This is a genomic window from Luteibacter aegosomatis (assembly GCF_023078455.1).
Lineage (GTDB): Bacteria > Pseudomonadota > Gammaproteobacteria > Xanthomonadales > Rhodanobacteraceae > Luteibacter > Luteibacter aegosomatis.
The window spans coordinates 16311-36734 of sequence record NZ_CP095740.1; the positions used below are offsets into that span (position 1 = coordinate 16311).

Annotated in this window: 18 protein-coding genes; 15 read left to right on the forward strand and 3 right to left on the reverse strand. The window is 63.8% G+C overall.

Going from position 1 to position 20424, the window contains the following annotated elements; all coding sequences use genetic code 11:
• Positions 1-2: 2 nt before the first annotated feature.
• Entirely contained in the window at positions 3-1934 is a 1932-nt protein-coding gene (gene acs, locus L2Y94_RS00070) for an acetate--CoA ligase (protein WP_247372061.1), read from the reverse strand.
• A gap of 178 nt (positions 1935-2112) precedes the next feature.
• On the opposite strand from acs, the gene L2Y94_RS00075 reads away from it, so the two are divergent.
• Entirely contained in the window at positions 2113-3588 is a 1476-nt protein-coding gene (locus L2Y94_RS00075) for a TonB-dependent receptor (protein WP_247372063.1), read from the forward strand.
• Between the two features lie 12 nt (positions 3589-3600).
• Positions 3601-5265 (forward strand): MFS transporter, encoded by a 1665-nt coding sequence (locus L2Y94_RS00080; RefSeq protein WP_247372065.1) that lies wholly within the window; start codon positions 3601-3603, stop codon positions 5263-5265.
• A 65-nt stretch (positions 5266-5330) separates the two neighbouring features.
• On the opposite strand, the gene L2Y94_RS00085 is transcribed toward L2Y94_RS00080, so the two are convergent.
• Entirely contained in the window at positions 5331-6257 is a 927-nt protein-coding gene (locus L2Y94_RS00085) for an alpha/beta fold hydrolase (RefSeq protein ID WP_247372067.1), read from the reverse strand.
• 137 nt (positions 6258-6394) lie between these two features.
• On the opposite strand from L2Y94_RS00085, the gene L2Y94_RS00090 reads away from it, so the two are divergent.
• Complete coding sequence (locus L2Y94_RS00090) at positions 6395-7105, forward strand: MgtC/SapB family protein (RefSeq protein WP_247372069.1); 711 nt, start codon at positions 6395-6397, stop codon at positions 7103-7105.
• A 43-nt stretch (positions 7106-7148) separates the two neighbouring features.
• Positions 7149-8231: a PA0069 family radical SAM protein gene (locus L2Y94_RS00095; protein WP_247372071.1), complete on the forward strand. Its 1083-nt coding sequence runs from the start codon at positions 7149-7151 to the stop codon at positions 8229-8231.
• A gap of 104 nt (positions 8232-8335) precedes the next feature.
• Here L2Y94_RS00095 and L2Y94_RS00100 read toward each other — a convergent pair whose 3' ends face one another.
• Complete coding sequence (locus L2Y94_RS00100) at positions 8336-9088, reverse strand: DNA/RNA non-specific endonuclease (RefSeq protein WP_247372073.1); 753 nt, start codon at positions 9086-9088, stop codon at positions 8336-8338.
• A 211-nt stretch (positions 9089-9299) separates the two neighbouring features.
• Between L2Y94_RS00100 and L2Y94_RS00105 the strand changes: the two genes are divergently transcribed.
• The 11 genes from L2Y94_RS00105 to L2Y94_RS00155 all read left to right on the forward strand — a co-directional run bounded on the left by L2Y94_RS00105 (position 9300) and on the right by L2Y94_RS00155 (position 20423).
• A complete protein-coding gene (locus L2Y94_RS00105; protein ID WP_247372075.1) occupies positions 9300-10280 on the forward strand; it encodes an NAD(P)H-quinone oxidoreductase in 981 nt (326 codons plus the stop codon).
• A gap of 704 nt (positions 10281-10984) precedes the next feature.
• Positions 10985-11872, forward strand: a complete 888-nt coding sequence (locus L2Y94_RS00110) for a diacylglycerol/polyprenol kinase family protein (RefSeq protein WP_247372076.1) — start codon at positions 10985-10987, stop codon at positions 11870-11872.
• Positions 11873-11898: 26 nt separating this feature from the next.
• Complete coding sequence (locus L2Y94_RS00115; protein WP_247372078.1) at positions 11899-12813, forward strand: alpha/beta fold hydrolase; 915 nt, start codon at positions 11899-11901, stop codon at positions 12811-12813.
• Positions 12810-13616, forward strand: coding sequence for a hypothetical protein (locus L2Y94_RS00120; RefSeq protein WP_247372080.1), 807 nt, complete (start codon positions 12810-12812; stop codon positions 13614-13616). Before L2Y94_RS00115 ends, L2Y94_RS00120 begins: the two co-directional genes overlap by 4 nt.
• Complete coding sequence (locus tag L2Y94_RS00125) at positions 13607-15586, forward strand: ThiF family adenylyltransferase (RefSeq protein ID WP_247372082.1); 1980 nt, start codon at positions 13607-13609, stop codon at positions 15584-15586. Before L2Y94_RS00120 ends, L2Y94_RS00125 begins: the two co-directional genes overlap by 10 nt.
• A gap of 1 nt (position 15587) precedes the next feature.
• The gene (locus tag L2Y94_RS00130) at positions 15588-16598 is read left to right on the forward strand and encodes an SDR family oxidoreductase (protein ID WP_247372084.1); all 1011 of its coding nucleotides are present in this window, start codon (positions 15588-15590) and stop codon (positions 16596-16598) included.
• A 14-nt stretch (positions 16599-16612) separates the two neighbouring features.
• Entirely contained in the window at positions 16613-17689 is a 1077-nt protein-coding gene (locus tag L2Y94_RS00135; protein ID WP_247372086.1) for a homoserine O-acetyltransferase family protein, read from the forward strand.
• Positions 17686-18615 (forward strand): fatty acid desaturase family protein, encoded by a 930-nt coding sequence (locus L2Y94_RS00140; protein WP_247372087.1) that lies wholly within the window; start codon positions 17686-17688, stop codon positions 18613-18615. The genes L2Y94_RS00135 and L2Y94_RS00140 overlap by 4 nt, the downstream gene beginning before the upstream one ends.
• A gap of 13 nt (positions 18616-18628) precedes the next feature.
• On the forward strand, positions 18629-19354 hold the full coding sequence (locus tag L2Y94_RS00145) for a sterol desaturase family protein (protein ID WP_247372089.1): 726 nt from the start codon (positions 18629-18631) through the stop codon (positions 19352-19354).
• Positions 19351-19824, forward strand: a complete 474-nt coding sequence (locus L2Y94_RS00150; protein ID WP_247372091.1) for a hypothetical protein — start codon at positions 19351-19353, stop codon at positions 19822-19824. The genes L2Y94_RS00145 and L2Y94_RS00150 overlap by 4 nt, the downstream gene beginning before the upstream one ends.
• The gene (locus L2Y94_RS00155) at positions 19821-20423 is read left to right on the forward strand and encodes an HAD family hydrolase (protein ID WP_247372092.1); all 603 of its coding nucleotides are present in this window, start codon (positions 19821-19823) and stop codon (positions 20421-20423) included. Before L2Y94_RS00150 ends, L2Y94_RS00155 begins: the two co-directional genes overlap by 4 nt.
• Position 20424 lies beyond the last annotated feature (1 nt).

A 20424-nucleotide genomic window follows, 5' to 3' on the forward strand; every position in this document is an offset into this window, starting at 1 on the left:
GTCTACTTGACCAGACGCTCCTCCACGAGGCTCTTCACCACGCCGGGATCGGCGAGCGTCGAGATGTCGCCGAGCTGATCGGGCTGGTTCTCCGCGATCTTGCGCAGGATGCGGCGCATGATCTTGCCCGAGCGCGTCTTCGGCAGGCCCGGCGCCCACTGGAGGAAATCGGGCACGGCGAGCGCGCCGATGTCCTTGCGCACCTCGGCGACCAGTTCCTTGCGCAGTTCGTCGCTGCCGCTCTCCCCCGCGTTGAGGGTGACGAAGGCGTAGATGCCCTGGCCCTTGATGTCGTGGTGGCAGCCGACCACGGCCGCTTCGGCCACCTTCGGATGAGCCACCAGCGCGCTCTCCACCTCGGCCGTGCCGATGCGATGGCCCGAGACGTTGATCACGTCGTCGACGCGCCCGGTGATCCAGTAATAGCCGTCGGCATCGCGACGCACGCCGTCACCGGTGAAGTAGTTGCCGGGATAGGTCTTGAAATAGGTATCGATGAAGCGCTGGTGGTCGCCGTATACGGTACGCATCTGGCCCGGCCACGAATCGGTGATGACCAGGTTGCCGCTGGCTTCGCCTTCCAGCGGCTTGCCGTCGGTGTCGACCACGGCGGGCTTCACGCCGAAGAACGGCAGGCTCGCCGAGCCGGGCTTCAGGTCGATGGCGCCGGGCAACGGCGTGATCATGAAGCCGCCGGTTTCGGTCTGCCACCAGGTGTCCACGATGGGGCAACGCGCTTCGCCCACCACCTCGTAGTACCACTTCCAGGCTTCCGGATTGATCGGCTCGCCCACGGTGCCGAGGATGCGAAGGCTCTTGCGGGAAGTCTTCTTCACCGGGCCGTCGCCTTCGCGCATCAACGCGCGGATGGCCGTGGGCGCCGTGTAGAACAGCGTGACCTTGTGCTTGTCGACCACCTGCCAGAAGCGGCTGAAGTCGGGATAGTGCGGCACGCCGTCGAACATCACCACGGTGGCGCCGTTGGCGAGCGGACCGTAGACCACGTAGCTGTGGCCGGTGATCCAGCCCACGTCGGCGGTGCACCAGTAGACGTCGTCCTCGCGCAGGTCGAAGGTGAGTTCGTGCGTGAGGCTCGTATAGACGAGGTAACCGCCGCTGGTGTGCAGCACGCCCTTGGGTTGGCCCGTGGAGCCGGAGGTGTAGAGCGTGAACAGCGGATCTTCCGCGTTCATCGGCTCGGCCGGACAGTCGGTGGATTGGCCTTCCATCAGCGTGTGGTACCAGCGGTCGCGCGGCGACTGCACGTGGATGGCGCCGCCGGTACGGCGCACCACCACCACGGTTTCCACGCTGTTGGTGTTGGGCCGGGTGAGCGATTCGTCGACGTTGGCCTTCAGCGGGATCTTCTTGCCGCCGCGGCAGCCTTCGTCGGCGGTGACGATGAGCTTGGCCTTCGAATCGGCGATGCGGCTGGCCAGCGAATCGGGCGAGAAGCCGCCGAACACCACCGAATGGATGGCGCCGATGCGCGCGCAGGCCAGCATGGCCACGGCCGCCTCGGGAATCATCGGCAGGTAGATCACCACGCGATCGCCCTTGGCGACGCCGAGGTTCTTCAGCGTGTTGGCGAACTTGCAGACCTCGCCGTGCAGCTCGCGATAGCTGAGGCTGCGGCTTTCGCCAGGGTCGTCGCCCTCGAAGATGATGGCGGTCTTGTCGCCCCGCTTGTCCAGGTGGCGATCCAGGCAGTTGGCGGCCACGTTGAGCTGGCCGTCCTCGTACCAGCGGATGTGCAGGTCGGCCGGGTCGTAGGAGACGTTCTTGATGGTCGTCGGCGGCACCATCCAGTCCAGGCGTCCGCTCATCCGCTTCCAGAAACCGTTCGGATCCTGGATCGATTCGGCGTACATACGCTCGTAATCGCCCTTGCTGACGTGGCCGATGGAGGGGTCGGCCGGGTACTTCTCGGACATGCGTGCTCCTGCTTGAACGTGGGTCGGCGAGGCCGGTGGGACAGGCCATGGAGTTTACCTTCGCCGCGACGCACAAAGCGGCGCACCCCCTTCGACTTTGGTCGAGTTTCGACCTTTGGCGAATGGAACGCCCGCGCAAGGCTGACCCATGCTCGGCTCGCCAATGGTTGGGGAGACCATGATGAAACCGATCCGTAACGGGGGGCGGAAGGCGATGGCCTTCAGCGTCGCATGTGCGTTGATGCTGCCGATGGCGGCCTTGCCGGACCTTGCCCACGCCCAGTCGAAACCGAAGAAGACCGCCGGCCGCGAGGCCGAACTCGAAGCCCGGGTCAACCAGCTCGAGCAGCAGCTGGCCGAGCTGAAGGCGATGATCCAGGAACAGCGCGACGCCACCAGCCAGGCCACCGCGACGGCGCAGGCGGCGCAGACGCAGGCCCAGCAGACCGACGAGAAGGTCGCCAAGGTCGAAAAGACCGTGGCCTCGGTCCCGGCCAAGCCCACGTTCACCACCGCGCCCGGCGTCTCGGTGGCGTTCCATGGCTTCATCAACGCCAATGCCTTCACCCAGAGCAAGGGTTACACCTTCGGCAACGGCGCCAACGCCGAATACCCGATTCCCGGCACCGGCGGCCGCGTGAACGATTCGCTCAGCGGCGTGGACGTGCGCAACACGCGCTTCTGGCTCGATTTCACCGGCGCCAAGCTCAACGAGAGCTGGAGCGGCGGCGGCCGCATCGAGATGGACTTCTTCGGCGGCTTCAACGGCACGGGACCGTACAGCCAGCAGCAGCCCACGCCCCGCCTGCGCCAGGCGTACATGGACATCACCAACGCCGACACCGGCACCACCTTCCGCATCGGCCAGATGTGGGATCTCATGTTCCCGCTGGAATACATCCCGCAGTCGCTCTCGCACATCGCTTTCCCGCTGGGCTACGGCACGGGCGTGATCGGTTGGCGCTACCCGGGCATCATCTGGATGCAGGACCTGAACCATGGCTCGGAAGGGGTGAAGTGGCGTTTCGATCTTGCCGCGTTCGAGGGAAGCTGGAACGGGCCGGGCAACACCACCAATTACCTCACCGCGGGCAACACGGGCTTCAAGCCGCAGGTGGAGGCGCGCCTCACCGCCAAGGGCGGCAACTGGCAGGCCTTCCTCGCCGGCCACTATTCCAAGCTCGACCTGCATGGCGTCGACGGCACGACGATCACGCCGATCAAGAGCAACATCAAGAGCACGGCGGTCGAACTGGGCGGCATGTGGACGCCGGGCAACTTCATCTTCAAGAGCGCCGTCTACACGGGCAACGCCATCGGCCAGATCTTCGGCGACCTCTCGCAGTTCGGCGACATCAAGGACACGGGCGGCTACCTGCAGGTGGGCTACAAGTTCACGCCGAACTGGTCGGCCTACGGCACGTACGCCACCAGCAAGCCCGACAAGGACGACGTGCTGCGCTGGCGCGCACCCAACACCGCGGCGCTGTTGAAGAACCGCCAGGGCGCGCTCAGCCTGCAATACACGGCCGGCGCCTACGACTTCAGCGTGGAATGGATCCATTCCAACCTGGATTCGAGCACCACCAATGGCCTCGGTCGGCAGAAGACCTCCGCCAACGAGTTCACCCTCAACGGCAACTATCGTTTCTAACCGGAGACCGACATGGCGACCACCGCATCCGGCCTCCGCGCCGACGGCAGCATCGGTACCAGCCATCGGCGCGTGATTTTCGCGTCGAGCCTGGGCACCGTCTTCGAATGGTATGACTTCTATCTCTACGGCTCGCTCGCCGCGATCATCGGCAAGCAGTTCTTCACCGGACTCAACGAGACGAGCCAGTTCATCTTCGCCCTGCTCGCGTTCGCCGCCGGTTTCGCCGTGCGTCCGTTCGGCGCCATCGTGTTCGGTCGCGTGGGCGATCTCATCGGCCGCAAGTACACCTTCCTCGTCACCATCATCATCATGGGCACGTCCACCTTCCTGGTGGGCGTCTTGCCAGGATACTCGACGATGGGAACGCTCGCGCCCGTGCTGCTCATCCTCCTGCGGCTGCTGCAAGGCCTGGCGTTGGGCGGCGAATACGGCGGCGCGGCCACTTACGTCGCCGAGCACGCGCCGCAGGGCAAGCGTGGCCTGTACACCAGCTTCATCCAGATCACCGCCACGTTCGGCTTGTTCCTCTCGCTGCTCGTGATCCTCGGCACGCGCCTGGGCATGGGTAGCGAAACGTTCGAGGCGTGGGGCTGGCGCATCCCGTTCCTGCTTTCGGCCATCCTCGTCGGCGTGTCGGTGTACATCCGCATGCAGTTGCACGAGTCGCCGGTGTTCCAGCAGATGAAGGCCGAGGGCAAGCAGTCGAAGGCGCCGCTGACCGAAGCCTTCGGCCAGTGGAAGAACCTGAAGCTGGTGATCCTGGCCCTGCTCGGCGCCACGGCGGGCCAGGCGGTGGTCTGGTACACGGGCCAGTTCTACTCGCTCTATTTCCTCACCCAGAGCCTGAAGATCGACGCCACCACGGCCAACCTGCTGATTGCCGCCGCCCTGCTCATCGGCACGCCGTTCTTCGTCTTCTTCGGTTGGCTGTCCGATCGCATCGGTCGCAAGACCGTCGTGCTCGCGGGCTGCCTCATCGCCGCGCTGACGATGTTCCCGATCTTCAAGGGCCTTACCCACTTCGGCAATCCGGCGGTGGAAGCCGCCGCGGCCTCCGCGCCGGTGACCGTGGTGGCCGACCCGAACGCGTGCAGCTTCCAGTTCGATCCGGTGGGCAAGAAGACCTTCACCAGCTCCTGCGACGTGGCCAAGAGCGTGCTGGCGAAGAAAGGCATTCCGTATACCAACGCCGCCGCGGCGCCGGGAACCGTCGCCACGGTGAAGATCGGCGACGAGGTCATCGAATCGTTCGAGGGCGGCGGGCTCGCCAAGGCCGACTTCACCGCGAAGAACAAGGACTTCACCGACCGCGTGGCCGCGCAGGTGAAGGCGGCCGGCTACCCCGCCAAGGCCGATCCGGCGACGGCGAACTACCCGATGCTGGTGGTGCTGCTGGCGATCCTGGTCATCTACGTCACGATGGTCTACGGCCCGATCGCCGCATGGCTGGTGGAGATGTTCCCCACCCGTATCCGTTACACCTCGATGAGCCTGCCGTACCACATCGGCAACGGCTGGTTCGGCGGCTTCGTGCCCACCATCGGCTTCATGCTGGTGGCCTGGAAAGGCGACATCTACTACGGCCTCTGGTATCCGGTGGCGGTGGCCTTGATGACCTTCGTGATCGGGTTGTTCTTCGTGCGCGAGACCAAGGACGTGCCGTTGGAGCATTGACGGTCGATCGTTCCGACGGCTCCTGGGCCCCCGATTCGTCGGGGGCCTTTTCTTGTGGCAGACGTTCAAAGCCCGTCGTCGTCGTCGGGATGCTTCGCGAGGAAACCGTCCGTCAACGTCACGACCTCGTCGAGCCTGGTATCCATGACGAAATGCCCGCCGTCGAGAATATGCACTTCCGCATCGGGGTTGTCACGGCGAAACGCCATCGCGCCGGGCACGGTGAAGGCGAGGTCGTGCTTTCCCCACACCACCAGCGTGGGTAGCCGGCGGTGACGCAACCACGCCTGCCACGCCGGATAGGCGGCCAGGTTGTGCTGGTAGTCGAAGATCAGGTCGGCCTGGATTTTCGCCTGTCCGGGGCGGTTGAGATACGCCACTTCATCCATCCACAGGTTGGGATCGTAGGCTTCCACGTCGGGGTCGCTTCCCAGGTGCCGGGCCCGGGTGGTGGCGACGGACTGGTGGGCGGCGATGACCTCGGCCTCGTGCCCCTCGCGATCGTTCCAGAAGACCTTCCGCTTTTCCCAGATGGCGCCCAATCCGTCCTCGTAGACGTTGCCGTTCTGGAAGACGAGTGCCCGCACCGCATCCGGACGCGCCAAGGCCATGCGCATGCCCACGGGTGCGCCGTAGTCCTGCATGAAGAGCACGTAACGTTCCATGCCCAAGGCCTCGGTGAAGTGCCGCATGACCGTCGCCAGATGGTCGAACGTATAGGCAAACGTGGCCGGATCGGGCGCCTCGCTGTTGCCGAAGCCCGGATAGTCGGGCGCCACGAGGTGGTAGCGACCACCCAGGCGGCGCATCAGGGCGTCGTACATGCGCGACGAACTCGGCACGCCATGAAGCAGCAGCACCGTCGGCCGAGCCGGATCGCCCGTTTCCCGATAGGCGATCTGCACGCCATCGACCGACACCGTGCGGTAGGCGATGGGAGCGGCTTGCGAAGCACCCGCGACGGCGAGCGCGGCGGCGGCGAAACGTTTCATGGGACGGCACCTGTGGGCTTGGAGTGACCGTACTCTAGGAAGACCGGCCTTCCGCCGGCACCCTGCATCGTGCAATTCACCCTTGCGTGGACCGTACCGCTCACGCGTTGCATACCCCCGGTCCGTACGATCGGGGCATGATCCAGCCCGTCGACATCCTGCTTCGCCTGGTAACCGCCGCCGTGCTCAGCGGCATCATCGGTGCGAATCGCGGCCGCCTGGAATGGACCGCCGGCCTGCGTACCCACATGCTGGTGGGCGTCGGCGCGGCGCTCGCCATCGTGGTCTCGGCATTCGGTTTCGCCGACGTGATCGACCAGCCGCACGTCGTGCTCGATCCCTCCCGTATCGCGGCCCAGGTCATCAGCGGCATCGGCTTCCTCGGTGCCGGCACCATTCTCTTCGTGGAGCGCGACCAGATCGTGCGCGGCCTGACCACGGCCGCCAGCCTCTGGGCCGTGGCATCGGTGGGACTGGCCGCGGGCGGCGGGCTTTACGTGGGCGCGGTGATCGCCACGGCGGTGATCTGGGTCATCCTCGCGATGCTCAAGCCGCTCGAGCGACGCATCGTCGGCAAGAAGGCCCGCCGTCCCCGGTTGATCGCCCGCCTGGACGGCACCGCGCCGCTGGCCGAATGCGAGCGGACCGTGGCGGGCTACCACCTGCCGGTGGTCCGGATGGTGCTCCGACGCGAGGCCGACGGGGGCGATGCCGTCACCATCCTCTTCAGCCGCCCGGTGCAGGCCGAACGCCTGGCCGAGCTGGCCGACGGTCTACGGACCCTGGAGGGAATCCGGTCGGTCGAATACGAGGTGTCAGGCCAAGCCGACGCGTTCCGCAACGAATAGCGGCTCGCAGCGCGTGAGACGAGGATGACGTACATTTGTACGCATGTCCGAGCCTCTCCCCACCCTTCGCGTTCACAAAGGCCGGGGCGCCGCCTCCAATCCGGAGGGGCGCTTCGAATCCACGCGCCACCAGGCGGAAGACGACGGCTGGTACCGCGAAACCGACGAGTGCCGCCCCGCCACCGAGGTGCGCGAGGAGCTGGCGCGCAGCGTCATCAGCCGCAACGACTCGCCCGACGTGGGTTTCGACCAGGCGCTCAATCCGTATCGAGGCTGCGAGCATGGGTGCATCTACTGCTACGCGCGCCCATCGCACTCGTACCTCAACCTCTCGCCCGGCCTCGACTTCGAGACCAAGCTGTTCGCCAAGACCAACCTGGCTGAAACCCTGCGCGCCGAACTGGCGAAGAAGAACTACGTCTGCAAGCCGATCAACATCGGCAGCAACACGGATCCCTACCAGCCCATCGAAAAACGCTGGCGCCTCACCCGCGCCGCGCTGGCGCTGCTCGACGAGTGCAACCATCCGTGCACCATCGTCACCAAGAACGCGCTGATCGAGCGCGACCTCGACATCCTCGCGCCGATGGCGAAACGCAATCTCGTGCAGGTGTTCATCTCGATCAATTCGCTGGACAACAAGCTGGCGTCGAAGCTCGAACCGCGCGCCTCCGCACCGCATCGCCGCATGCAGGCGGTGAAGGCGATGCACGACGCCGGCGTACCCGTGGGCGTGATGGTGGCGCCGCTCATCCCCGCGCTCAACGAGCGCGACGTGGAAGCCATCATCGAGCAGGCGGCCGCCAACGGCGCCAATTCCATCGGTTATACCTGCGTGCGTTTGCCGCACGAGTTGAAGCAGCTGTTCCGCGAGTGGCTGGAGCAGCATTTTCCCGATCGTGCGGCACACGTCATCAGCCTGATCCAGCAGATGAACGGCGGCAAGGATTACGACTCGAACTTCGCCACGCGCATGCGCGGGCAGGGGATCTTCGCGGACATCATTCGCAAGCGGGTGCAGGTGGCGTGTCGCAAGGCGGGGTTGCACCGGGCGTGGGATACGGTGCTGGATACGTCGAAGTTCGTGGCGCCGCGGATTCATTCGCCGCAAGGTGAGCTGTTTTAGATACGTGCACTTGTCCGACCCCGCGTGATCAACCCCGGGATGTGCGCGTGGCTCGACAACGCGATGCCGCTGTGTGGACGGCATCGCGGCTGGCAGCGCGCCGGTTACGGAAGCGGCAGGCTGATCGAATGCGACTTCATCGAGGCCGACAGGCTGGGGAACGGATCCACGCCCGACATGGTGGTGATATCGCTCACCGACACCACCGTGCAGGCGTACTGCTGGAGGTTGGTGCAGAGGTAGGCGCCCGTGCCGACGCCGGGCTCGTAGATGGCCTTCCACGTATAGTCGGGCACCTTCACCTTGTCGGCACCGATGGTGGCGGTCGAACCCGGCTCGAACGCCGGACCGGTCACCACGTAGACTTCGCCCTGGTCGGTCGCGACCGAGCGGACGTAGGTTTCGATGCGCTCCCACTGGCCCGCGTTCAGCGAATGGAACTGCGGCACCACGTTGGCCATCGAGAAGGTTTCCTTCTCGTTCGACAGCGTCGAGGCATCGCCGGCCGGGGACATGTGGCCGCGGTCGTAGCCGCTGTTGGTGTAGTCGGACGACTGTGAGCGATCGGCCGTCGGGATCCCGGTTTCCGCGTGCCACGTGCCGGTACGGCCGATGGAGTCCGCGCCGGCGATCTGCTTGGCGGTGAGATGTTCGGCCGAATACAGCGGACCCTTGGTGACGCCCGACGCCAGCAGCGCGTACTCGGTATGGCATACCTCGGTGGTACGTGCGGTCAGCGACATATCGATGGCTGGTTCGGTACCACCGGTAAACAGATCAGGGCATGCGGTGCCCGCGTAGCACGAGCCGGACACGACGAAGCACGCGACGAACAGCCAACCGCCCAGACGATTCATGTGGTTTTTCCCCAGTGGTGTCGTCCGGCGAGTCTAGGCGCGTCATGTTTCAGTCCCGCGCGAATCGCGCGCATGAACTTGCGGAATCGCCGGTTTTGTGACAAACGGCACGTTGATCGTGTTTTCTTCCGGATCGGGACACGACGGAACGCGGCCATCACGGCTTCGGCGATCGCGAATGCTACGCTCGGTGCGATCGAGGAGGACCGTGATGAAAGCGATCGACTTCAACGCGTTCGGTGATGCCGACGTGCTCACGCTGGTCGACGCGCCCGATCCGGTGCCACGGGGCACGGACCTTCTCGTGAAGGTCCATGCCGCAGGCGTCAATCGCGCGGATCTACTGCTACGAACCGGCCACTATGGCCGTCCCGACTTCGGTGACTCCCGCCTTATCGGTCTGGAGATGGCGGGCGAGGTCGTCGCGACGGGCGAAGACGTCAAAGGCTTCAAGGTCGGCGATCGGGTGATGGGTATCACCGGCGGCGGTGCCTATGCGGAACTCGCACGCATCGACTACCGCATGGCCATGCCGGTCCCCGAATCCCTGGACTATGTCCATGCCGCGGCGATCCCCGAGGTGTTCGTGACGGCCCATGAGGCGCTGATCCACCTCGGGCGGCTGCAGGCATCGGACTCGGTCCTGATTCACGCCGCCGCCGGCGGCGTCGGCTCGGCCGCCGTGCAACTCGCACGGGCTACCGGCGCGCGAATCTTCGCCACGACCCGAGGCCGAAAAGCCGGGCATGTGCGTGACCTGGAGGCCGACATCGTCATCGACTACGAGAACGAAGACTTCGCGCAAGTGGTCGAGAAGGCGACCGACGGTGCCGGGGTAAACGTCATCGTGGATTTCATCGGCGCAACGTACTTCGCGCGAAACGTCCGGTCGCTGGCTTACGGTGGCCGCCTCGTGCAGGTCGGCCTGCTTGCCGGCGGCAAGGAGGCGACGATCGATCTGGAGCGGGTGCTGTATCGACACTTGCAGATACTCGGCACGGTCATGAAGTCTCGCGAGCAGCCCGTCAAGCACGGGATGGTCGCCCGGTTCCGGGATGCCTGGCTCGAGCGCTTCGCCAGTGGAGATCTGGTACCGGTGATTGATAGCGTCTTTCCCCTCAGCGACGCCGCGGGTGCGCACCGGCGCATGGAGACCAATGAAAGCGTCGGAAAGATCATCTTGAAAAACTGACCACCAAGCCTGGGAGGTTATGGTCCTCCTGGGTCGTGCGGCGCGCTCGCGCTGCATAACGACTGTGACCTAGAAGCCATCATCAGGCGGGCGGCAGCGAACGATGCCAACTTTTCGGCCAGGGATCTTCGCGGGCATCAATTGCAAGCGGCTGCAGGTGGCGTGTCGCAAGGCGGGGCTGCACCGGGCGTGGGATACGGTGGATACGTCGAAATCCATGACGCCTCGTATCCAATCGCCGCAAGGAACATTGTTCCAATTTCCGCCAGCCTGTCACGGGATCATACGATTCACTACTTACGCTGCAATGCACAACGTCGTGAACTCGTCACAAGTTGTTGACGTTTGAAATCCACTGCGTGTAACTTATTACACACGAGTCGAAGGGATCGACAGAATTGCGGGGGAGCAGTTCACGGGAATGCGTGAAGCTTGGCACCATCGGGACGGAGCAGGGGATAAAGGCGCAAGGAGAAGCAAGCGATCCTACGGATCGAGCTGCGTTGTTTGCCTATTTGTATATGCGACACATGAAATGTCTTCGCGGCGACGTCACGTTCCGCGAATGGATGTGTGCATCTCGTCCGAGATGTTCTGGGCCTGGAAGTAGTCCGTAGTACGCAGTACGTAAATTAGCTTGGCTGTATCGCCACAAAGCGAAGCCCTCCGCCTTGCGCGGATAGCGCTTTGATCGCGTGTGGGGAGTGGTAATCGCCGCGGCGTTCGCGCGGCGCGATGACGGTTGTCTTTTCCATCCCGTGATTGCCGAAGGCAGTCGCGACGGGGGAGACATGTCCAATGCTTTTCGCCTTAAGGGGACGGGTAGTGAAGGGTTTTCAATGGAAATGAGCCGGACGCTAATTGATCAGATTCAGTGGCTGCGGGTGGCCCTTTACCTTGTAGTCGGCCCGCTTCTTATCGGCCAGGTGTGCTCGTACCTGAAAGCTCGATATCCGCGAGCCGGCGATTACACGCGAAAGATCAACCATATCGGCATCATGATCGTAACGGCGCCGATCCTTGCCGTCCTCCCCGATGCGCAGCTGCTTCCCTCCGTGCTCGTGGCGAGCGCGGTCCAGGTGGCGATCTACGTGGTCGCAGCCAACAGTACGCAGCCGCTTCTGCATGCCGTCGCCTTCCATAGCCTGCGTGTTACCGATGAACCGCGCAGTCGCCTCTTCTTCCTGCTGCCGATGATTTCGTTCAACGTGGCGCTTGCGGTATCCGTACTTCTTTACTCGATGACGCTCGTGAAGATCGCGTTCTTCACCGTGGCGCTGGGCGATGGCTTGGCCGAACCCGCCGGTTTCCTGCTCGGCAAAGGTAATCGCTTCCAGGTTACCGACAAGGTTTGGCGGGGTTCCAACACCAAGTCGATAGCCGGCTGCCTGACCGTACTGATCTTTGCCTTCGCGACGGCGATGGTCTTTCTGGGAGCGCAGCAGCCCATCGAACCGCGGCTTCTCTTGCTCTGCGCTTCCTATGCGATTGCGTGCACTGCGCTAGAGGCGCTGTCGCCACGTGGCCTTGATAACATGGTCCTTATCATTTTCGCGCCCCTGGCCATGATGGGCCTGATGGCGATCCTGTGAGCGACGGGGCGGGTACGAAGATGGCCATGCCAGGGAAATGGCCAGCGGTGGCGGGGCGCTATGCCTATGATGCACTGGTTTCCGTCGAGGCCTGGCTCAGCGGCATGCGCCGGCGCAGCATACGTGCAGGCGACCTCCGCCTGGCGGTGAACATCGCGGGTCGCGAGAGTCATGCCACCGTATTGCTGCTCCACGGATTTACGGGGAATCGGCATGTATGGACTCGGGTAGCGCGGCGCTTGCGTTCGCGTTTCAGGATTATCGCGCCGGATTTACCGGGCCATGGCGATTCTGATCCGTTGCCCGATAACCACGGGGCGCATGATCACGCCAGGCGTATCGTCGCCATGCTCGACGGGCTGGGTGTGCGGCAGGTCCACATCGTTGCCAGTTCGTTCGGCGGCGCGATCGCGACGTGCATGAACGCCGGCTTCCCGTCTCGCGTCGCATCATTGGTACTCCTGGCGCCGGTGGGCGTCCCGTCGCCACACGCGAGCGCGTTCGACCTGACGGAAGCGCAAGGAGGAAATCCCTTCGTCATCGGCGACCGGGCTGAGTTTGACGCGTTCCATGCCGCGATCATGTCGCGCCCGCCGTGGATACCAAGGATCGTGCGAGCGCATATCGCGGCGCTCTTCGTGGCAAAGCGGAAATGGATTTCGCAGATGCATCGCGGCCTCGCCGCGAGTCGTGACCTCGGATCCCTGGTGGGCAGCCTCACCGTGCCCACTTTGCTGATCTGGGGGAGGAACGACAAGGTCGTTGACGAAAGTGCCGCCCTCGTTTGGGTCGAGAGGTCCGAACACTGCGGCCTGCAACGATGGGAAGGCATTGGTCACCTTCCGATGTTGGAGGCGCCTGAAAGATTGGCGCGCGCCATTGTTGAATTTATCGAACCGCTGCAATCAACCCCATCCCGCCAGGAAGCCGGATCCCCATGACGCAGATGCGCCATCGACTCATCGAAACGACACTGGACGACCTGAAGTCCGAAATGGGTGGCCTTCTTCGCGGCGAAGTGGCGGCTGTTCTCGTTCGAAACTCGCTATCGGAATCGGCATGTGATCGCGTGTTTCAGAATTTCGCGTCCAGCGCCGGCGTGTACGAGCGTAGCGACGGGGTATCCGGGAAGATGGTGGGCACCAATGCCTTCCTGAAGTCCGCGCACGACGTGGTGGACGACTACGCGCGCAACAATGGCTTCGCCGAGCTCCTTTTTCACGGCGCCACGAACCTGTACAGGCACCTGTTCGATTCGGTGGAAGAGGCCGGTTTTCGCTTCCGCCACGCCTATATCGACGGTGTTCCCGCACCTACCCACCGTGCGACGGTGTGGACCGATAGCGGAAAGGACCGATTGGCGCTGCGTGCGCATACCGACTGGCCCCAGGTCCGGCATTCAGGCATGGAATACAGTGACGTGGAACATCCCGTTGCCGTCAACTTCTACCCGCGCCATCCTGCGCCAGGCTCGAGTTTCGTGCGCCTCTACGATTTCGTTCCCGCGGGTGACTGGCTCGAGACGCGCGGCATTCTGAAAAGCGGCTACCCCATCTGCCTTGATGAACTGGAGGGGATCGACTACATCGACGTGCACCCGGTAGCGGGTGATACGCTCCTGTTTGCGGCGTCCAAGGTGCACGCGGTCTTCCAGGCAAACCAGGGTGCTGACGATGTCAGGCTAAACATCAATGGCTTCATCGGCCTGTCGCGCGCATCCAACAAGGTACTGGCATGGGCATGATCGATGCCGGCAGGCGTATCGACCTCGATGACTTCGTGGTCCGCAACGTCGACGTGATCCCGGTGCAGGCACAGGCAGCGCTTCGCGGCGCACGGGTGCTTGTCGCGGGATGCGGCAGCGTGGGGGGCAGCCTGGTTGAATCACTGGTTCGCCTGGGGGTTGGCTCGATCGTCCTGGCCGACCCGGAGGTCTTCGATCTGAGCAACATCAATCGCCAGGCATGCACGCTGGCGGATGTCGGGCGCGCGAAAGTCGATGTACTCGCTGAACGCGTGCGTTCCATCAATCCGTATGTCGACCTGCGCATCTACGCCGATGGCTTGACTGAAGCGAATCTCGACGAGGCTTTCGACGGAGCGACTGTCGTATTCGACGCAATTGACGCAGCATCGTCGCCTTGGATCAAATACCGGGTACACGAACTGGGAAGCCAGCGCCGCATTCCCGTTATCGCCGGCTTCGACTTCGGTGGAAAGTCGGTGCTCTATGTTTTCGACTACCTGCGCTATCGCAAGGCGCCCTTCTATGGGCGGGCGTCGGCGGAGGCGCACCGTGAGGGTCGGTTGTCGGAATGCCTCAGGTGGCTAGGCTATGCGCACTTTCCGGCGGATTTCCTACCCATTATCCGGGACCGCATGTTGACAGGCCAGCCCTGGCCGCAGGTTTCTTACTGCGTGCTTGCCATGGGTGCACTGGCGACGCGGTGCGTGGTCGAGCTCGTGCAAGTCAAGCGCGTACCTCACATCGTGGCCTTCGATACGCACATGGCCATGCGCGGTCCTGTGCAGCGGATCGTCGAGCGGTTGAAGATTCCGGTTCGGTTGGCGGGTGCACTCGTGGCTGCACGTCGTGCGGCCCGGCAAGGAAAGCGTGCTGAAGGGGTCAGCGAGCCATCGGCAAGCGCGCCTTTTTCAGGCGCCGACGCCGACCTGAGCACGGTGATCGAGGCTATGGTCTCGGCCCCGTCGCCGCACAACGTACAGCCTTGGCGATTCACGGTGCTTGGTCCCCGGCAGGTCGCGATAGGGTGGGACCGGTCGCGCGCCCTCCCGGCCGTGGATCCGGATGATTTCGCCATCACCTATGCGATCGGGTGCGCCGTGGAAGCCGCTGCGTCGATTGCGGAGATCTCGTTCGAGCAGACGGGGGCGTTCGGGTACCGCGATGATGGCTACGTCGCCGGGACGCTCACCGTGCATCGGCTCAGGGTAGAGGGTTTCGCGTACCGCCAGGGCTTGCTTGGGCGACGGTCGACGTACCGCGGTCGGCTGGTTCAGGCCTCGCTGGACGCCGACCTGGCTGGCAGGCTGGACGCGGCTGCCCGTGAAACGGGTGCACGGGCCATCCTGGCGGAGCAGCCGCCTGCGTTGATTCGCCTGATGGCGCTGGAGGGTGCCCGCACCCTGTTTGCGCGCGTGGATTACGTTGAGGAGCTGCTACGCCATATTCGCTTCACCGATGCGGAAAGGCACGGGAACCCGACGGGTTTCGTCGCGGCCGGCATCGGTATCACCCGATCGAGCGCTTGGGCACTGTCGTTGTTAAGGGAGTCGCCATCGCTGCTTCGGCTCGCGCTCTCACTGGGGCTTGGCTCTGCCATGGCCCGGCAATCGACGGCAGCGATTGCGTCGTCGCCCCAGTTTGTCCTTGTCGCCACATCGGATGGGTCGCCTGAAGGAAGGATCAACGTCGGGAGGGCGGTTATGAGGGTGTGGCTGGAGCTCACCGGGCAGGGCCTGGCGTGCCAGCCGATTGATTTCGCCATCTGCACGGCCAGCCTGCGCACTCGCATGGCCGAGCGCTTTGGCCTCGCGCCCGACGAGCGTCCGGTTGTTCTGTTCCGGGTAGGCCGGGCGCGCGGTGAGGCGAATGCCCGGGCGCCGCGCGAGGTGGCTTCTTCCTTTTGTGAAGCCGTCACGCCCGTGGCAGCGCTCGTCAAGCCGCCACTGGCCGAAGGGGTGGAGGCCTAGGATGGCTGACGTACTGGTGGTGGGTGCCACGGGGCAACTTGGCTCGAGAGCGATCCAGCGCCTTGTGGGCGACGGCAAGCATGTCGTGCGTGCGCTGGTGCGTCCGCGCTCGTCAGCCAACCTGCCGTTTAGCGGTGCGCATTGCCATGCGGGCGATCTGCGCGATATGGCAAGCCTGAAGGCCGCGTGTGCAGGGGTGGATACCGTCATCGCCACGGCGACGGTGGTATTCCCGAAGGGAAACTACGATTTCAGGCAGGACGAGGAGCGGGGCTACGCGAACCTGATCGCGGCATGCCTCGACGCGGGCGTCGGACACATCGTTTTCGTGTCGCTTTGCGTCCCGTTCGAACGCCGCTTTACCCGCATTTCCGCCACCTACGCCATGAAGGAGCGAATTGAAGAGATGTTGGCGGCGTCGGGCATTCCCCACACCATTTTGCGTTGTGCCCCGTTTATGGATGACTACTTTGCGCTCATCGGCAGTCGTATCCCCTTGGCGGGCGAGACCGCGGCCACGCTGGACCGATCCCGCGGCCTGACGCGGCGCCTGCGTCACTGGATGGGCGACTCCATCGAACGTCGGGGCGTCGCGGTGGCGCCCGGGCCGTCGACACGGCGCCACGCGTTTGTCGCGCTTCAGGACGTCGTCGGCTACTTGGTGGGTGCCGTGGACCAGCCGCCGCACGCGGGGCTGACACTGGAAATCGGCGGCCCGGAAGTATTGTCCTGGCGGGAAGTCAGCAACCTGTATGCACAGCTGTTGCAGCGTGACATCGGGTTGATCTCCATACCGGCGTGGTTGCTTGCGGGCCTCGCGTGGGTGATCCGCCCCTGGTCGGCGGCGTTGGCGAACCAGATGGCGATCCTGCACATCCTTGGTGGAAACGACACGCATGTTGAAACAGGTCAGGTGGCCGGACAGTACGGCGTGCAGCCGCTGACCGCGCGCGTGTACCTTGAAGGCAAGGGGGCGGCGTACGGTCTGGCACAACGGGAGGCCGTGGCATGACACGGGCGGATTCCATGGCTCCCAAGGTGCGGACCCTGCGCCTCGAGGGCGCCATGATGCTCGAGAGCGGCGTCGTACTCCCGCAGGTGGATGTCACCTTTACCACGTATGGTGAGCTCGACCGGACGCAGGACAACGTGGTCTGGATCCTGCACCCGCTGACCTGCAACGCCAATCCGCTGGATTGGTGGGCTTCAGCGGTGGGCCCTGGCCGCGCCATCGATCCGGCGGAATGCTTCGTGGTCTGCGTCAATGCACTGGGTTCGTGCTATGGCACCACCGGACCCACAAGCCTGGACCCGGCGACCGGCAAGCGGTACGGGCGAGGTTTCCCCATGGTTACGGTTCGTGACGTTGTGGCAGTGCACGATGCCGTGCGCAAGCATCTCGGCGTGGCAAGGATTCGACTGGGCCTTGGCGGCTCGTTTGGTGGGCAACAGCTTCTGGAATGGATGGCGAGCGCCCCCGGCCTGTTCGACTACGCCGGCGTGATCGGGGCCACTGCCCAGCAATCGCCTTGGGCGACCGCATGGAACGAAACGCAGCGAATGGCTCTCCAGGCCGATGCGACGTTCGTGGCGGACAGTCCTGGCGGTGGCGTCGCTGGCCTCGCCGCAGCACGCGCGATGGCGGTGATGACCTACCGAAGCGCAGCGGCCTATGCACGTGCGCAGGGCGAAGGGGATAGCAGGCCGTTCGATGGGTTGAAGGCATCGGGCTACCAACGGCATCTCGGGGCGTCCTTTGTCCGTCGATACGACCCACATGCGTATTGGACCATGACCAAGGCCATGGATAGCCATGACGTTGCGCGCGGCCGTGGTGCGGTTGGGCCTGCCCTTGCGCCGGTCACGACACGGACACTGATGATCGGCCTTGCCGATGACCTGCTGTTCCCATGTACCGAAGTCGCTGCCACGGCAGCCGCGCTCCCGTTCGGCGAATTCCTGGTCATCGAGTCCGACCATGGGCATGACAGCATTCTCACGAGAGCCGAAGAAATCGCAGGCGCCGTTGCGCGGTTCGCCTGTCTCAGCGGCGATAGCCACAAGCACGGCACCAGTGAAGCCACTATGGAACAGTACGCATGAATGTCTCGCAGAAGCCGGCCTTGCCGGTGGCCTTTCGCCGCACGAACAACCTTGCCGGGTTGCTCTATATCGTTCACGGTACCGTGCTGTGGCTCGGCTCGGCCTTTCTGGCCTATGCCCTCTGGCATGCGAACCTGCCCTGGCCGGCCCGTGGTGCACTGGTGGTGATTCCCGTCGTCGCCTCCGGGTTTGGCATGTTCTATATGGGATCACTAGGGCATGAGGGGTTTCATGGAAACCTCAATCGCCAGGCTGACATCAGTATGGTGATGGGCATAGTCGCCTCGCTCGGGGCACCGCTGTTCCTTTCGGTGGGCGTGAACATCTACCACTGGCGGCACCACAAGTACACGAATACGCCGAAGGATCCGGACCTCCTGCTTTATCAGGGGCTGCGCACGCCAATGCAAAAGCTCCGGGTATCGCTGGATACCAACGTGTACTGCGTCCGCAACGTCTGGAATCTGCTCCGTGGCCGGGAGACGCCGGATAAATCTTTCCCGCTGGGTGTCCGCCGCATGCGCTTTTACGCGGCCCTCGATGGTCTTCTGGTAGCCACTGCGACCGTGGGGTACGCCATGCTCGCGTGGCACAACCCTGGTCTGTTCGTGTTCGTCGTCCTGGTCCCTGCACTTGTCGCCCAGCTGTATTGGTCGCTGCACCCGTTCATCGAACATGGCGACCTGGCCGGTGTGGACGGCTCGAACGCCCGCAACTGTACGTCGCCCGTACTGACCTTCCTGCTGCTTGGCTACACCTACCATTTGTGCCACCACCTGTACCCAGGTGTGCAGACGCATCGCCTCCCAGCACTACACAAGCATCTTCGTGATATCGGCTATCTCGTGCCGGGCACGACGGAGACGACTTTTCTTGGCGCTTTGAAGCTCGGGTTCACGCGCAAGCTTCCCGTGGTGTCGGCCTGAGGCTTAGCCAGTCATGACTTACATCATCTACATGTCGCTGTTCCTTGTCTTCCTTCTGTTCCTTTTTCTGGAGCGGGCATTCCCCGCGCGCCCGCAACCGTTTGAGTGGCGCTGGTTCGTACGCGCGACGACCATGAACATGGTCCAGCTGGCGATCCTCGTGGCCATCGGCATCTGGCTCAATCCCTGGATGGCGCCATACGCCCTCGTTCCCTGGGTGGGCACCTTGCCCCCCCTCATTGGCGGGATCGCCGCGGCGATACTGGCAAGCCTGTTCCAATATTTCTGGCATCGGGCGGCCCATGCGAACGATTTCCTGTGGCGCACATTCCATCAGCTCCACCACAGCCCGACCCGGATCGACCTCCTTGCCACGGACTATACGCACCCCCTCGATCACATCGTATTCACCGTATTCAATAGCGTGGCGGCGGTGGGTATTTTCGGGTTGACTGACGTGGGCATCGCCTGGTCCGTCTTTGTCTACGGGGTAAACAATTACTACGCGCACTGCAACATCCGTTCGCCCCGGTGGTTTGGGTTGTTGCTCCAGCGTCCGGAAATGCACCGCGTACACCACCGCCTGGACCATCACGCACAGAACTACGGCCTGCCCATGTGGGACATGATGTTCGGTACATTTGCGAATCCCGAGACGGCCGATTTCCCTGTCGGCTTTTCCGACGGCCGCGAGCTCCGGGTGCGCGACATGCTACTGGGCAAGGATGTTCACGTATGAGCGAAGTGATGTCGACAAACAGGTTTCCCGGGTCGCTGCTTATCCGGCAAACGCCTTCGATGAGGCTGGGCCTGATAGCCTCTGCCGTGTTTACCTTGTCGGGTGCCGTCATGTTTGGTTGGCCGTCGTCATTCGCTGGGCGAATAGCGGCGCTTCCTGCGGGCGTGCCTGCCATTTATCGGTATCTCGCGGCCCTGTTCATGCTGCTGTTCGGCGGCGCCTATGCCTGGCTGGCGATGCAGCCGTGGCTGGCGCGCGCGTTCGTGGTGTTCGGCACGTTGGGCAAGTTGGCTGCTTTCGCAGGAATGACCGCTCTGTGGCTTGGTTCACAGATCGAAGCGCGGACCTACTTCATGGTCAGCGGCGACCTCGTGTTCGCAGCGTGGTTTGCCATGGCGCTGCGTGCCCCCGCGTCGCGGGCCATGGCGGGCGGGGTGGGACAAGGCGCTATCCACGGAGCTGGCGAATGAATCTTGCGTTGTTCGACTTCGACGGGACCATCACGACGCGCGAGCTTTTCGGTGATTTCATGCGCTACGCAGTGTCCCGGCGCCGGCGCATGGCGGGGACCATCGTGTTCTTGCCGCTGATCGTCGGCTACAAGCTCGGCTGGGTTTCGGGTAACCGAATCCGGGCCAGGGTGGTCCGCTTCGGATTTCGCGGTGTGCGCTCGTCCGATCTCAGCAAGACGGCGCAAGCCTTTTGCGACGCCGTCGTTCCGGCAGCGCTGCGCCCGGTGGCGATCGCCAGGATTCGCTGGCACCAGGAGCGTGGCGATACCGTGGTGGTGGTCTCGGGCGGCCTGGACATCTACCTGCGGCATTGGTGCAGCAAGCAGGGCATTGAGCTGGTGTGCTCACGCCTGGAGGAGCGCGACGGCTTGTTGACCGGACGTTATCGTGAGGCGCAGTGCATCGGGGAAGAAAAGCGTAGACGCGTGCGCGAGCAGTACGACCTATCGCAGTTTGATCACATCTTCGCATATGGGGACACCCCCGACGATGCGGAGATGCTGGAGATGGCAAACACGCGCTTCTATCGTTGGAAGCCCATGGAACGGAATCATTGAC

Bases quoted from the DNA above. Each gene is read 5' to 3' on its own strand.
- acs (WP_247372061.1), bottom strand. From the start codon at position 1,934: ATGTCCGAGAAGTACCCGGCCGACCCCTCCATCGGCCACGTCAGCAAG.
- L2Y94_RS00075 (WP_247372063.1), top strand. From the start codon at position 2,113: ATGATGAAACCGATCCGTAACGGGGGGCGGAAGGCGATGGCCTTCAGC.
- L2Y94_RS00080 (WP_247372065.1), top strand. From the start codon at position 3,601: ATGGCGACCACCGCATCCGGCCTCCGCGCCGACGGCAGCATCGGTACC.
- L2Y94_RS00085 (WP_247372067.1), bottom strand. From the start codon at position 6,257: ATGAAACGTTTCGCCGCCGCCGCGCTCGCCGTCGCGGGTGCTTCGCAA.
- L2Y94_RS00090 (WP_247372069.1), top strand. From the start codon at position 6,395: ATGATCCAGCCCGTCGACATCCTGCTTCGCCTGGTAACCGCCGCCGTG.
- L2Y94_RS00095 (WP_247372071.1), top strand. From the start codon at position 7,149: ATGTCCGAGCCTCTCCCCACCCTTCGCGTTCACAAAGGCCGGGGCGCC.
- L2Y94_RS00100 (WP_247372073.1), bottom strand. From the start codon at position 9,088: ATGAATCGTCTGGGCGGTTGGCTGTTCGTCGCGTGCTTCGTCGTGTCC.
- L2Y94_RS00105 (WP_247372075.1), top strand. From the start codon at position 9,300: ATGAAAGCGATCGACTTCAACGCGTTCGGTGATGCCGACGTGCTCACG.
- L2Y94_RS00115 (WP_247372078.1), top strand. From the start codon at position 11,899: ATGCCAGGGAAATGGCCAGCGGTGGCGGGGCGCTATGCCTATGATGCA.
- L2Y94_RS00120 (WP_247372080.1), top strand. From the start codon at position 12,810: ATGACGCAGATGCGCCATCGACTCATCGAAACGACACTGGACGACCTG.
- L2Y94_RS00125 (WP_247372082.1), top strand. From the start codon at position 13,607: ATGGGCATGATCGATGCCGGCAGGCGTATCGACCTCGATGACTTCGTG.
- L2Y94_RS00130 (WP_247372084.1), top strand. From the start codon at position 15,588: ATGGCTGACGTACTGGTGGTGGGTGCCACGGGGCAACTTGGCTCGAGA.
- L2Y94_RS00135 (WP_247372086.1), top strand. From the start codon at position 16,613: ATGGCTCCCAAGGTGCGGACCCTGCGCCTCGAGGGCGCCATGATGCTC.
- L2Y94_RS00140 (WP_247372087.1), top strand. From the start codon at position 17,686: ATGAATGTCTCGCAGAAGCCGGCCTTGCCGGTGGCCTTTCGCCGCACG.
- L2Y94_RS00145 (WP_247372089.1), top strand. From the start codon at position 18,629: ATGACTTACATCATCTACATGTCGCTGTTCCTTGTCTTCCTTCTGTTC.
- L2Y94_RS00150 (WP_247372091.1), top strand. From the start codon at position 19,351: ATGAGCGAAGTGATGTCGACAAACAGGTTTCCCGGGTCGCTGCTTATC.
- L2Y94_RS00155 (WP_247372092.1), top strand. From the start codon at position 19,821: ATGAATCTTGCGTTGTTCGACTTCGACGGGACCATCACGACGCGCGAG.